The sequence below is a fragment of the Sphingomonas sp. 35-24ZXX genome, assembly GCF_000786215.1.
Lineage (GTDB): Bacteria > Pseudomonadota > Alphaproteobacteria > Sphingomonadales > Sphingomonadaceae > Blastomonas.
In genome coordinates this window covers 129,143-141,420 of the sequence record NZ_JROG01000008.1, presented here as the reverse complement: position 1 = coordinate 141,420, position 12,278 = coordinate 129,143, and the positions used below count along the sequence as shown (strand labels likewise).

General features: G+C 65.6%; 12 protein-coding genes. 5 read left to right on the top strand and 7 right to left on the bottom strand.

All coding sequences use genetic code 11. The features are described from left to right. Positions 1-320: 320 nt before the first annotated feature. Both rplJ and rplL read left to right on the top strand, forming a co-directional pair. On the top strand, positions 321-836 hold the full coding sequence (gene rplJ / locus LI72_RS15295) for a 50S ribosomal protein L10 (RefSeq protein WP_033926936.1): 516 nt from the start codon (positions 321-323) through the stop codon (positions 834-836). 76 nt (positions 837-912) lie between these two features. Further along, the gene (gene rplL / locus LI72_RS15290) at positions 913-1,287 is read left to right on the top strand and encodes a 50S ribosomal protein L7/L12 (RefSeq protein ID WP_033926810.1); all 375 of its coding nucleotides are present in this window, start codon (positions 913-915) and stop codon (positions 1,285-1,287) included. 282 nt (positions 1,288-1,569) lie between these two features. On the opposite strand, the gene dapD is transcribed toward rplL, so the two are convergent. From dapD to queG, 3 genes are read right to left on the bottom strand one after another with little or no spacing between them, the layout of a single operon-like run. Next, entirely contained in the window at positions 1,570-2,412 is an 843-nt protein-coding gene (gene dapD, locus LI72_RS15285; protein ID WP_033926809.1) for a 2,3,4,5-tetrahydropyridine-2,6-dicarboxylate N-succinyltransferase, read from the bottom strand. Further along, the gene (locus LI72_RS15280; protein ID WP_033926808.1) at positions 2,409-3,083 is read right to left on the bottom strand and encodes a pyrimidine 5'-nucleotidase; all 675 of its coding nucleotides are present in this window, start codon (positions 3,081-3,083) and stop codon (positions 2,409-2,411) included. The genes dapD and LI72_RS15280 overlap by 4 nt, the downstream gene beginning before the upstream one ends. 12 nt (positions 3,084-3,095) lie before the next feature. Further along, positions 3,096-4,253: a tRNA epoxyqueuosine(34) reductase QueG gene (gene queG, locus LI72_RS15275; RefSeq protein WP_033926807.1), complete on the bottom strand. Its 1,158-nt coding sequence runs from the start codon at positions 4,251-4,253 to the stop codon at positions 3,096-3,098. 79 nt (positions 4,254-4,332) lie between these two features. On the opposite strand from queG, the gene LI72_RS15270 reads away from it, so the two are divergent. Both LI72_RS15270 and LI72_RS15265 read left to right on the top strand, forming a co-directional pair. Continuing rightward, positions 4,333-5,274, top strand: a complete 942-nt coding sequence (locus LI72_RS15270; protein WP_081985074.1) for an ABC transporter ATP-binding protein — start codon at positions 4,333-4,335, stop codon at positions 5,272-5,274. Continuing rightward, positions 5,267-6,460, top strand: coding sequence for an ABC transporter permease (locus tag LI72_RS15265; RefSeq protein ID WP_033926934.1), 1,194 nt, complete (start codon positions 5,267-5,269; stop codon positions 6,458-6,460). Before LI72_RS15270 ends, LI72_RS15265 begins: the two co-directional genes overlap by 8 nt. Positions 6,461-6,566: 106 nt before the next feature. On the opposite strand, the gene phbB is transcribed toward LI72_RS15265, so the two are convergent. From phbB to hflK, 4 genes are all read right to left on the bottom strand, one after another. Further along, positions 6,567-7,289: an acetoacetyl-CoA reductase gene (gene phbB, locus LI72_RS15260; RefSeq protein WP_033926806.1), complete on the bottom strand. Its 723-nt coding sequence runs from the start codon at positions 7,287-7,289 to the stop codon at positions 6,567-6,569. Between the two features lie 190 nt (positions 7,290-7,479). Further along, positions 7,480-9,006, bottom strand: a complete 1,527-nt coding sequence (locus tag LI72_RS15255) for a Do family serine endopeptidase (protein ID WP_197051933.1) — start codon at positions 9,004-9,006, stop codon at positions 7,480-7,482. A 148-nt stretch (positions 9,007-9,154) separates the two neighbouring features. Further along, complete coding sequence (gene hflC, locus LI72_RS15250; protein WP_443018129.1) at positions 9,155-9,982, bottom strand: protease modulator HflC; 828 nt, start codon at positions 9,980-9,982, stop codon at positions 9,155-9,157. Positions 9,983-10,005: 23 nt separating this feature from the next. Beyond that, positions 10,006-11,136, bottom strand: coding sequence for a protease modulator HflK (hflK, locus tag LI72_RS15245; RefSeq protein WP_033926804.1), 1,131 nt, complete (start codon positions 11,134-11,136; stop codon positions 10,006-10,008). 362 nt (positions 11,137-11,498) lie between these two features. On the opposite strand from hflK, the gene LI72_RS15240 reads away from it, so the two are divergent. After that, entirely contained in the window at positions 11,499-12,278 is a 780-nt protein-coding gene (locus LI72_RS15240; protein ID WP_231562500.1) for an Mrp/NBP35 family ATP-binding protein, read from the top strand.

Below are 12,278 nucleotides of genomic sequence, written 5' to 3'. Positions count from 1 at the left end.
CGCTGCTATGTGCCGCCCCTGACCGGAACGGCCGCAGGGCTCGACCGATCGCCGTCCGAGACAGTTGGTGCGGGGAATTTGCCCCGCTTAATGTCCAGCCTAGACGGGGAACTGTTTTTCACTGCTCCTGATCTGATCGGGACAGACGCTGCCATTTTAGCCTCTCCTGCACTGGACGAGGCAACGGCTCGGCAAACACCCCCACGGACTGATCTGCAGAGTTCTTCCTCGTCAGGAGGAAGGTCGCTGCGCAATGAACCGGGCGTACCGGCAGGCCGTGCAAGCGGCTTTTCGATGCGCTCATGTGGAAGGAGACCAGCATGGATCGTGCTGATAAGAAAGCCGCTGTTGCTTCGCTGAACGCAACCTTCGGTGAAGCCGGTGTGGTGGTGGTGACCCGTAATCTGGGTCTGACCGTTGCCAAGTCGACCGAGCTTCGCACGAAGATGCGCGCAGAAGGCGCCAGCTACAAAGTCACCAAGAATCGCCTGGCCAAGCTGGCTGCGGTGGGCACTCCCTATGAGTCCATCGCCGACCTGCTGACCGGTCCGATTGCCCTTGCTACCTCGGCCGATCCGGTCGCGGCAGCCAAGGTTGCGGTGAACTTCGCCAAGGACAATGAAAAGCTTGAGATTGTCGGCGGCGCAATGGGCGACGTTGTTCTGGATGCCGAAGGTGTGAAGGCGCTTGCCTCGATGCCCTCGCTCGACGAACTGCGTGCCAAGATCATTGGTCTCGTCAATGCCCCGGCAACCAAGGTTGTCCAGGTCATTCAGGCACCTGCCGGGCAGCTCGCCCGCGTGTTCGGTGCCTATGCGGCCAAGGAAGACGCATAAGCTTTTCAAACTTTGCCGCAGTCGCGCCCGGTGGGTCGAGGTGGCACCTATCATGATTTAGAACTGGAGACTTAAAATGGCAGATATCGCAAACCTGGTCGAAGAACTCTCGAAGCTGACCGTTCTGGAAGCCGCTGAACTCTCGAAGGCCCTGGAAGAAGCATGGGGCGTTTCGGCCGCTGCTGCTGTGGCTGTTGCTGCACCCGCTGGCGGTGCCGCTGCACCGGCTGCTGAAGAGCAGACCGAATTCGACGTGATCCTGACCGGCGACGGCGGCAAGAAGATCCAGGTCATCAAGGAAGTCCGCGCCATCACCTCGCTCGGCCTGACCGAAGCGAAGACCCTGGTGGAAAGCGCTCCCAAGGCGATCAAGGAAGGCGTCAGCAAGGCTGAAGCCGAAGACATCAAGGCGAAGATCGAAGCAGCCGGCGGTACCGTCGAGCTCAAGTAATCGCCTTTCCTGCGGCTTCGTGTCGCGGGGATGGAAAAAAGGGCGGTCTGCTTCGCGCAGGCCGCCCTTTTTCGTGTCTGGGGGTGGGGGAGTTCACGCGAAGCCGCGAAGTGGAAGACATCACCAATCCGTCCTCCGGCGAAAGCCGGAGCCCAGGGCGATATGGCACGACAGCCTGCCTTGTCGTCACCCCCGCGCAGGCGGGGGTCCCGCAACTGCGCTACCGTCTAGGCAGAAGCGGGATTCCCGCTTTCGCGGGAATGACGGGACCATGCTCGGACGTCAGCTGCGCAGCAGCTCGTTGATGCCGGTCTTCGAACGCGTCTGTGCGTCCACTGTCTTGACGATCACCGCGCAATAGAGCGACGGGCCGGGCGTGCCATCGGGCAGCGGCTTGCCGGGCATCGCGCCGGGGACAACCACCGAGTACGGCGGAACCTTGCCATAATGCACTTCGCCGGTCGCCCGGTCGACGATCCGGGTCGACGCGCCCAGATATACACCCATCGAAAGCACCGCGCCCTCGCCGACGATCACGCCTTCGGCCACTTCCGAGCGCGCACCGATGAAGCAGTTGTCCTCGATGATCACCGGGCCCGCCTGCAGCGGCTCGAGCACGCCGCCGATGCCCACGCCGCCCGAGATATGCACGTTGCGGCCGATCTGCGCGCAGCTGCCCACGGTGACCCAGGTATCGACCATCGTGCCTTCACCGACATAGGCGCCGATGTTGACGAAGCTGGGCATCAGCACCGCGTCCCGGGCGATGAAGGCTCCACGGCGCACGATCGATCCGGGGACAGCGCGGAAGCCCGCGGCCTTGAAATCATCTGCCGACATGCCGTCGAACTTACTGGGCACCTTGTCCCACCAGTGCGCGCCGCCGGGCCCGCCGCTGATCTCGGCCATCGGGTTCAGCCGGAACGAGAGCAGCACCGCCTTCTTGAGCCACTGGTTGACCTGCCAGCCGCCGTTGCCATCGGGTTCGGCGACGCGTGCTGCGCCGCTGTCGAGCAGCGCGAGCGCCTCGGCGACGTCCTTGCCCGTGGCGCTGCCGGGGCTGGTGTCGAGGCTGTCACGGCCATCCCAGGCGGCTTCGATGCGGCTTTGAAGGGTATCGGTCATCCTGCAGTCTCCTGTGTCAGCGCCGCGAGCCAGTCGCCCAGCGCGGGAATTTCATGGTCGATAAAGCTGTGATCGGCGTCGTGCGTGCCGCCTTCGGATCCGTTGTTGATCCACACCGTGGTCATGCCCAGCTGCTTGGCAGGCTTGAGATTGCGCGCCATGTCCTCGACAAACACCGCGCTGGCAGGATCGATGTCGAGCGCCGAAATCAGGCTGGTGTAGGCCGCCTCGTGCGGCTTGGGCTGGTAGGCGGTGGCGTGGATGTCGTGGATCGCCTCGAAATGATGCGCCAGCTCCAGCCGATCGAGCACGCGCCCGGCATAATCGACATCGCCGTTGGTGAAGATAAGCTTGCGCCCCGGCAGCCGCGCCAGCCCGGCCGAGGTGACGGGGCAGGGGGCCACCCGATCGAGATCGATGTCGTGGACATAGTCCAGGAACTCGTGCGGGTCGGTGCCGTGCTCCAGCATCAGCCCGGACAGGGTGGTGCCGAAGCGGTAGAAATAGTCCTTCTGCACCTTGAGCGCAGCCTCGCGGTCCAGCCCCAGCCGCTCGCTGACATAATCGGTCATCCGCACATCGATCAGCGCGAACAGGTTCGTCTCCGCCGGATAGAGCGTGTTGTCGAGATCGAAGATCCAGGTGCGGATATGGTCGAAAGGGGCGCGCATAGGGTTTTGCGCCTAGACGCGCAGCGGCGCGTCGGCAAGCTGCCATTCGGCCAGAACGCCGGCATCGGGCTCGCAGGCGATGCGCATGGCGCGCTCTGCAGCGAGGCGCGGCGGGTCGAGCTGCGCCAGCGCCCATATCGCCGCGCCGCGCACCACGGGTTCGCCATCGTCCAGCAGCGCGACGACAGGCGCGACCAGCGCCATATCGCCGCTATTGCCCGCCGCTACAGCCGCATTGCGCACCATCCGCACCCTGCCGCTGCGCTTGATCGGGGATCCGGCGAACACGGCGCGGAACTGCGCATCGTCGAGCGCGAGCAGATCGGCGAGCGACGGCGCGGCCAGCTCTGCGCGCGGCAGGAACGCCTGGTTGCGGTGCGCGGCGTCGGCAAACTTGTTCCACGGACACACCGCGAGGCAATCGTCGCAGCCATAGACATGGTTGCCGATCCCGCGGCGGAGGTCGGCGGGAATGGGGCCTGCGTGCTCGATCGTCAGATACGAGATGCAGCGGCGCGCATCGAGCCGGTAGGGCGCGGGGAACGCGTCCGTCGGGCAGATATCCTGGCAGGCGGTACATGATCCGCAGCGGTCCTGCCCCTTGCCGCTCGGCTGCAGCTCCAGCGTGGTGTAGATCGCGCCGAGGAACAGCCAGCTGCCGTGGCTGCGGCTGACGAGGTTGGTGTGCTTGCCCTGCCAGCCGAGACCCGCCGCCATCGCCAGCGGCTTTTCCATCACCGGTGCGGTATCGACGAACACCTTGACCCCCGTTGATTCCGGACCATCGTCGCTCGCCTCGACCAGCCAGCGTGCCAGTGCCTTGAGCGCGGTCTTCACCGTCTTGTGATAGTCGCCGCCCTGCGCATAAACCGATATCCGCCCGCGATCGGGATGCTGCGCCAGCGCGAACGGGTCGCGCCCCGGCGCATAGCTCATCCCCAGCATGATCACCGATCGCACGTCGCTCCACAGCACCTGCGGATCGGCGCGCTGGTCGCTGCGCGCCTCCATCCACAGCATGTCGCCATGGCAGCCGTCTGCCAGCCAGCGCTGCAGCCGCTCGGCTGTCTGCGGCCCCAGGCTGGCAGGCGCGATGGCGCAATCGGCAAAGCCCATCCGGGCCGCCTCCTGCGCGATCGCCGCTTCAAGGTTTTTCTTGCCGCTAACCATGTTTGTCCGCTACCCGATTAACGCCCGGCCACCAATACCGGTGGCCCTTCCATCGACACTGTTTGCCCAAGGATATCGCGTGACCGCCAATGCCATCGAAGCGCGCGGCCTGGTCAAGATATTCGGGCGTCAGCGCGCGGTCGACGGCGTCGACCTGACCGTTCCTGCAGGAAGCATCTTCGGCATATTGGGCCCCAATGGCGCAGGAAAGACCACCACCTTGCGGATGCTGCTGGGCATCGTCGACCCCGACGAGGGGACGCGCACCCTGCTGGGCACCGACCGTCCGCTCGATGTTGCACGGCGCGTCGGCTATCTGCCCGAAGAGCGCGGCCTGTATCCTTCGATGAAGGCCTATGACGCGATCGCCTTCATGGGCGCGCTGCGCGGACTGCCGCTTGCCGAAGGGCGCAAACGCGGGCGGGCGATGCTCGAGGAGCATGGCCTGGGCAAGGCGGCGGACAAGGAGGTGCGCACGCTGTCCAAGGGCATGGCGCAGACCGTCCAGCTGCTCGGCACCCTGGTACACGATCCCGAGCTGATCGTGCTCGACGAGCCGTTCTCCGGCCTCGATGCGCTCAACCAGGCCAAGCTCGAACGGATGATCCGCGCGCAGGCCGACCGGGGCGTCACCGTGATCTTCTCGACGCACGTCATCGCGCATGCTGAACGCTTGTGCGAGCGCATCGCGATCATCGCCGGGGGCAAGGTGCCGTTCACCGGATCGGTCTCGGACGCGCGCGACCGGCTGCGTCCGCAGGTGCGGCTCGAGACGCGCACGCTCGACGGGCCGTGGCGCGCGGCTTTGCCCGCCGACGCCGCACCCGAGGGCCATTTCTGGCACTTCACCCTGCCCGAAACCGGGGTCGAGCCGCTGCTGCGCGCGCTGATCGAGGGGGAGGCGGGGATCCAGTCGCTGTCGATCGAGCGGCCCGGGCTGCACGATGCCTTTGTCGCCATTGCCGGGGCGGATGCGGCGCGCCAGCTCGAAGCCGATCAGCAGGAGGCCGCCGATGCCTGAACTTCTGCGCGCGGCCTGGGTGATCGCCCGGCGCGATTTTGCCGCGATCATCTTTTCCAAGGCGTTCTTCTTCTTCCTGCTGGGGCCGGTCTTTCCGCTCGCGATCGGTATCGCGGCGGGCAGCATCGGCGGCCAGGTGGCGCGCGATATCGACCGGCCCAGCTTTGCGCTGGTGATGGCCGAAGGCGACACGCAGGCGGTGCTCAAGGCGCGCACCGCGCTGGCGCAGCAACTGGGCGAAACGCGGGTGCCGATGCTGGCCGCGGTGAAAACCGATGACCCGCAAGGCGTGCTTGATTCAGGCAATGACAGCCGCTTTCTCGGCGTGCTCACCGGCAGCCTGGCCAGGCCGCAGCTGATCGGCACCGAGGGCGAGATCATCCGCTGGAAGGGACCGCTCGAGCTGCTGGTCGAACGCGCGCGGGCAGGGGGGGCAGCAGCGCCCGCCACGCTCGATACGCGCACCGTGGCGCAAAGTGCCGGGTCGCAGGAGCAGGGGCGGCTGATGACCGCGCAGGTCGGCCAGGCGTTGCTGGTGCTGCTCACCATGCTGCTCGCAGGCATGGTGCTGTCCAATCTGGTCGAGGAAAAAACCAACAAGATCATCGAGATCCTGGCCGCTGCCGTCCCGATCGATGCGATCTTCCTGGGCAAATTGTTTGCGATGCTGGGCATGGCGCTGATCGGCATCGCCTGCTGGACGGTGCTGGCATTGGGCGCGATCCTGCTTGCGGCCAACGGCCTGCCCGCACTGCCGACGCCCGCCACCGGCTGGCCGTTGTTCCTGGCGCTGGGTGTCGCCTATTTCGCGATGGCCTATCTGCTGCTCGGCTCGCTGTTCCTCGGCATCGGCGCGATGGCGAGCACGGTGCGCGAGGTGCAGACCTTGTCGATGCCCGCCACCATGGGGCAGCTGCTGTTCTTCTTCCTCGCCTCCTATTCGGTCACGCGGCTGGGCGAGCCGATCGAGCTGGTGGCGGTGGTGTTCCCGTTCAGCTCGCCCTTTGCGATGCTGGCGCGCGCGTCGCAGCAGGATGTGCTGTGGCAGCATCTGCTGGCGCTCGGCTGGCAGGCGTTGTGGGTGCTGCTGCTGATCCGCTTCGGGGCGCGGCTGTTCCGTCGCAATGTGCTCAAATCGGGCGGCGGCAAGCGCGGGCTGATCGCGGGGCTGTTCGCCAAGTCCTGACAGTCTAAGTCCTGACAGCCCAAGTCCTGCCAGCCCAAGACCCTGACAGCAAAAGGGCCGCAACGGGATTTCCCGCGCGGCCCCATGAGAAGGTCCTGAGACCTCGTCAGTACATATGCTGGCCGCCGTTGATCGACAGCGTCGATCCGGTGACGAAGGCGGCTTCCTCGGCGGTGAGGAAGACCACACCGCGCGCGATTTCCTCGGCCTGGCCCAGCCGTCCGACCGGAATCTGCGCGACGATCTTGTCCATCACGTTCTGCGGAATGGTCGAGAGCATTTCGGTGGCGATATAGCCCGGCGCGATCGCGTTGGCGGTCACGCCATAGCGCGCGCCTTCCATCGCCAGCGACTTGGTAAAGCCGTGGATGCCCGACTTGGCGGCGGCATAATTGACCTGGCCGATCTGGCCACCCTGGCCGTTGACCGAGCCGATATTGACGATGCGGCCCCAGCCGCGGGTGCGCATGCCGGGGAAGCAGGCCTTGGCCATGTTGAAGCAGCCGGTCAGGTCGACGCGGATCACCTCGTCCCACTGTTCCCAGGTCATCTTCATCATCGTCGCATCGCGGGTGATGCCGGCGTTGTTGACCAGGATATCGACCGGGCCGTGATCGGTCTCGATCTTGGCGACGGCATCGAGGCACTGCTGGTGATCGCCGACATCCCATTTCTGCACCGCGATTCCGGTGCGGTCGGCAAAGGCATTCGCGGCATCGTCATTGCCGCCATAGCTGGCGACGACATGCGCGCCCGCATCCTTCAGAGCCAGGCTGATCGCCTCGCCAATGCCGCGTGTTCCGCCGGTTACAATCGCGATTCGGGCCATCCTTAGTCTCCTGTGTTGCCCATGAATCAGGGCTTTCGCGGCCACACTAGGAAGGCGGCGCAATCAAGACAAGTTGACGCTTGCGAAAAGCGTGCGCGGCGACATTTTGTGGCATTGCAACCAGCGCATACGAAAAAGGGCGGCGCCATCGGCACCGCCCCTGTTCGATATTGCTGGCTGGCTGCAGCGCTTACTTGGTGCGCAGGCGCACCGGCAGGAACTGCGGCTGGCCGGCGCGACGCTGGACGCGCAGCAGCACGGCCTCGCGGTTGGCGGCGCGCGCTTCGGCGATCACCCGATCGACATCGGCCGAGGTCACCACCGGACGGTTGTTGATCGACAGGATCACGTCACCACGGCGGATGCCCTTGGTGGCAGCATCACCCGAAGGATCGACCGCGGCCACCACGACACCCTTGAGCTCAGGCGGAACGCCGATCTGACGCGCGATCTGCGGCGTGAGTTCAGTCACCGCCATGCCCAGTGCCTGGCGGGTGGCCTGTTCGCTGTCCTGCTCGTCCTGGTCGGAGAAGTCTTCGGCGGCTTCCGGGTTGAAGTTCTGCGCTGCCAGCTCTTCCTCGCTCGGGCGCTTGCCGACAGTGGCGGTCACCGTCAAACGCTCGCCATTGCGGACCAGCACGATCGGGATGCGCTTGCCCGGCGCGGTGTTGGCGACGATGAACGACAGCGTCTGCTCGGGGGTGACATCCTTGCCATCGACCGAGACCACGACGTCGCCTGCCTTGATTCCGGCCTTCTCGGCGGCTTCGCCGGGCTCGACGCGCTGCACGAACTCGCCGCGCTTCTTGGGCAGGCCAAGGGAGGCCGCCAGGTCGTCGGTCAGCGGGTTGATGCCGATGCCCAGATAGCCGCGCTCGATCGCCGCACCGCTGCGCAGCTTCTCGACGATCGGCGCTGCGACTTCGGCGGGGATCGCAAAGCCGATGCCGACACTGCCGCCGGTGGGCGAGATGATGGCGTTGTTGATGCCGATGACATTGCCGTTGAGGTCGAACATCGGGCCGCCCGAATTGCCCCGGTTGATCGCGGCATCGGTCTGCAGATAGCGGTCATAGGCGCCGCCCTGGCCGGTGTTGCGATAGACCGCCGAGATGATTCCCGAGGTCACCGTGCCGCCAAGGCCGAACGGGTTGCCGATGGCGATGATCCAATCGCCGACGCGGGTCTTGGTCGAATCACCAAAGCGCACGAACGGGAAGGGCTTGGTGCCCGAGATCTTGAGCACCGCGAGGTCCGACTGCGGATCGCGGCCGATCAGCCGGGCGGGGTATTCGGTGCCGTCGGGCATGGTCACGGTGATCGATTCGACCGAGGCGTTGCCCTCGGCGGCGATCACGTGGTTGTTGGTGACGACATAACCGTCAGCCGAGATGATAAAGCCCGATCCCAGCGACTGTGCCTCGCGGGTGCCGCCACCGCCGCCTTCGGGCGCGCCGAACAGGCCGCCGAACGGGGTTCCGGCAAAGGGATTGTTGGGCACGCGCACGCGCTGCCGGGTGGAGATGTTGACCACCGCGGGTTGCAGCTGTTCGGTCAGGTCGGCAAAGCTCATCGGCGCGCCGGGGCGCGGGGCCGCGGCCATCATCGCGCTCTGGTCGTTCTGGGCAACCTGTGCGCCGAGCGGCTGGCCGGTGGCGAGCACCACGGCGCTGCCACCAAGCAAAAGGGCTGACGTCACTGCATAGGCATATCGCACGTATATATCCTCTTCATCTCTCAAGACGCGTCCACCAGCCTGCCCCAGACCGCCGCATCTGCGGCGCAAACGATGGCAGTTCCGGTTTGCAATCCACGCCTGAACGCAGATTGAATGGTGCGGCGCGCGTTACCCGCGCCGCACAGATTCAGCGATTTCCCCGACCCTGGAATTCCCGCAGATACTCGTTGTTCGGCGACAGGATGATCGAGGTTTCGCCCGATCCGCCCAGGAACGTCCGCTCATAGCTCTGCATGGCACGATAGAATTCGTAGAACGAGGCATCCTTGCCGAAGCTGTTGGCATAGGTACGCGATGCGGATGCATCGGCCTCTGCCCGGATGATCTGCGCGTTCTTTTGACCCTGCGCGGTGATGGTGCGGGCTTCCTGCTCGCGCGCGGTGCGCATCCGCTGGAAGGCGCTCTGCAGCGGCGTGCCCTGCGGCAGGTCGGCGCGCTTGATCTGCACATCGACGATCTGCGCGCCGTACTGCGCGGCAATCCGGTCAAGGCCTGCCTGGATGCGGTCCATGATGCCGCCGCGCTCGGGGCTCAGCAGCGCGGCAAACTGGCGCTTGCCCAGCTCGTTGCGCAAGGCCGAGCCCAGGATCGGGCGCAGTTCGGCGGCGACGCGCTCGACGCTGCCGGCAGAAACGTACATCCGCTCGGGGTCGACGATGCGGAAGCGGGCATAGGCATCGACCTCCAGCCGCAGCTGGTCGGTGGAGAGCACCTGCTGCTGCTCCATTTCGACCGCGATGACGCGCTTGTCGATCCAGACGATCTGCTCGGCAAACGGAATGCGCGCGATCAGACCGGCGCCGGTCTGGCCGAACTCCTCATTCTCGCGATAGACGTTGAAGGTGCGCACCGGCTGGCCGAAGCGAACGATCACCGCCTGCTTGGTTTCGGGCACGATCGCCACCGAACTCGCCAGCACGATCAGCACCAGCGCCAGCAGGCCGAGCAGCAGCATCGGGCGTTGCATCAGACTGTTCATCAGCGTGTCCCTCCCTGCTGGGCGGGGGTTTGCGGCGGGGTTTCCTGCACCTTCTTGCGCAGCTCGGGGAGCGGCAGATACGGGGTCACGTTGCCCGGTTCGATGATCGTCTTGTCAAGCTTGGACAGCACGCGCTCCATGGTCTCGTAATACATGCGCCGACGGGTCACATCGGGCGCGAGGCGATATTCCTCGTACACCTTGTCGAACGCAGCAGCTTCGCCCTGTGCGGCAGCGGTCAACTGCTGGGCATAGGCGCGCGCCTCGTTGAGATAGGTCTGCGCTTCCTGCTGCGCGGCGGACACCGCCTTGAACGCCTCGTTCACCGCTTCGGGAGGGTCGGCCTTCTTGATCGCGACGCCCTGCACCTGGATGCCCGAGCGATAGCCGTCGAGCAGCTCCTTCATCCGCTGCTCGACCTTCTGCTCGACCTCGATGCGGCCGGGGCCGATGGCATCGTCCAACGTCACTTCGGCAACACTGGCGCGCATCGCGGCTTCCGCCGCCTCGCGGATCGTGGCTTCGGGATCGGCCAGCTGGAACAGGTAGAGCGTCGGGTCCTTAATCGTCCAGCGCACCGAATAGGCCAGATCGACCAGGTTCTGGTCGCCGGTCAGGATCAGGTTTTCCTGCGTGCCGGCGGCGGGAATGTCGATGGTGCGGATGTTCTGCACATCCACCGCGTCGAACGATTCGAGCGGCGAGGGCAGGGTCAACGCGATACCGGGTTCCAGCGTGCGCGAATACGATCCCAGGAACGAGACGACGCCGCGCTCTTGCGGGCCGACACGGTGAATGCTGGTGAGGAGCAGCCACAGCACGAAGATCAGGCCGATGGCGATCGGCAGATAGCTCTTGCCGTTGGGCCGCTTGGGCAGGCCGCCAAAGCCGCCGCCACCAAAGCCGCCGCCGCCACCGCCGCGCCGCTTGAACAGCTCTTCGATGTTCGATGTCTTGCGACCGCCCGGCGTGCTGTTGCCAGCCGGTTGCCATGGGTTGCGCGGGCCGCCGCCCTCATTGCCGCCGGAGCCGGAATCGCCCGAGCCGCCCGAACCTCCCGATCCGTTGCCCCAGGGGCTATTATTGGCCATCGTCAATATGCGGGGAAACCAGCCGGTCAGTCTTGTCATGCTGTCTTTATAGGGCGTGAATGCGCAAAAAACAGGGGTTACATGCGCATCTGTTTTGCGTGGACGCGCATTTCGTCTAGGCGGAGGGCATGCAGGCGCCGGCGTGGGGGCAGCAAGGCTTGCCTGACGATGGTGCGCCGCATTATGCGCTAAGGGGACTTATGGCAGAGCTGAACGATATCGCAGCCGCAGCAGCGGCCGCCAGCGAGGGCAGGGCAAGCGCGGTCAAGCTGCGCGAAGGCGGCGTGGTGTCGCTGGTGCTGGATGTCGCCGGGCTCGATTCCCTGGCGCGCGATCGGATGGAAATCGCGCTCAAGGGCACATTGCTGAAGCTCGAAGGCGTGACCAAGGTGCAGGTGGCGATGACCGCCGAACGCCGTCCGCCGCGGCTGATCGCGGTCGGATCGGGAAAGGGCGGGGTCGGCAAATCGACCTTCTCGGCCAATCTGGCGGTCGCGCTGCACCGCGCCGGGCGCAAGGTCGGGCTGGTCGATGCGGATATCTACGGGCCCAGCCAGCCCCGGCTGTTCGACTGCGAGGATGTGAAGCCCACAGCGCGCGACGAAAAGCTGGTGCCGGTGCCCAATGATTATGGCGTTCCGCTGCTCTCGATGGGCCATATCGTGCCGCAGGGCCAGGCGATTGCGTGGCGCGGACCGATGGCGGGCAAGGCGCTCGACCAGCTGATCAATGCCCACTGGGGCGATGTCACCGACATCATCGTCGACCTGCCCCCGGGCACCGGCGATGTCCAGCTGTCGATGCTGCAGAAGCACAAGCCGGCGGGCGCGGTGATCGTGTCCACCCCGCAGGATCTGGCGCTGATGGACGCGGTGCGCGCGATCAGCCTGTTCGAACAGGGCAGCGTCCCGATCATCGGCCTGATCGAGAACATGGCGGGCTATGTCTGCCCGCATTGCGGCGAATTGTCCGATCCGTTCGGCATCGGCGGCGCGGAAGCGGCGGCCAAGTCGATGAACCTGCCGTTCCTAGGCCGCGTTCCGCTCGACATGGTGATCCGCCGGTCCAGCGATGCGGGCGTTCCGCCGGCATCGGGCGAGGGGCTGATTTCGGACAGCTTTGCCGCCATCGCTGGGCGTATCTCGACCTGGATCGACAATCGGTTCGGATCGGCAAGCTAG

What these genes read in the sequence shown, in the direction of transcription:
- rplJ (WP_033926936.1), top strand. Translation starts at nt 321, where the DNA reads ATGGATCGTGCTGATAAGAAAGCCGCTGTTGCTTCGCTGAACGCAACC.
- rplL (WP_033926810.1), top strand. Translation starts at nt 913, where the DNA reads ATGGCAGATATCGCAAACCTGGTCGAAGAACTCTCGAAGCTGACCGTT.
- dapD (WP_033926809.1), bottom strand. Translation starts at nt 2,412, where the DNA reads ATGACCGATACCCTTCAAAGCCGCATCGAAGCCGCCTGGGATGGCCGT.
- LI72_RS15280 (WP_033926808.1), bottom strand. Translation starts at nt 3,083, where the DNA reads ATGCGCGCCCCTTTCGACCATATCCGCACCTGGATCTTCGATCTCGAC.
- queG (WP_033926807.1), bottom strand. Translation starts at nt 4,253, where the DNA reads ATGGTTAGCGGCAAGAAAAACCTTGAAGCGGCGATCGCGCAGGAGGCG.
- LI72_RS15265 (WP_033926934.1), top strand. Translation starts at nt 5,267, where the DNA reads ATGCCTGAACTTCTGCGCGCGGCCTGGGTGATCGCCCGGCGCGATTTT.
- phbB (WP_033926806.1), bottom strand. Translation starts at nt 7,289, where the DNA reads ATGGCCCGAATCGCGATTGTAACCGGCGGAACACGCGGCATTGGCGAG.
- hflC (WP_443018129.1), bottom strand. Translation starts at nt 9,982, where the DNA reads ATGCTGCTGCTCGGCCTGCTGGCGCTGGTGCTGATCGTGCTGGCGAGT.
- hflK (WP_033926804.1), bottom strand. Translation starts at nt 11,136, where the DNA reads ATGACAAGACTGACCGGCTGGTTTCCCCGCATATTGACGATGGCCAAT.
- LI72_RS15240 (WP_231562500.1), top strand. Translation starts at nt 11,499, where the DNA reads ATGACCGCCGAACGCCGTCCGCCGCGGCTGATCGCGGTCGGATCGGGA.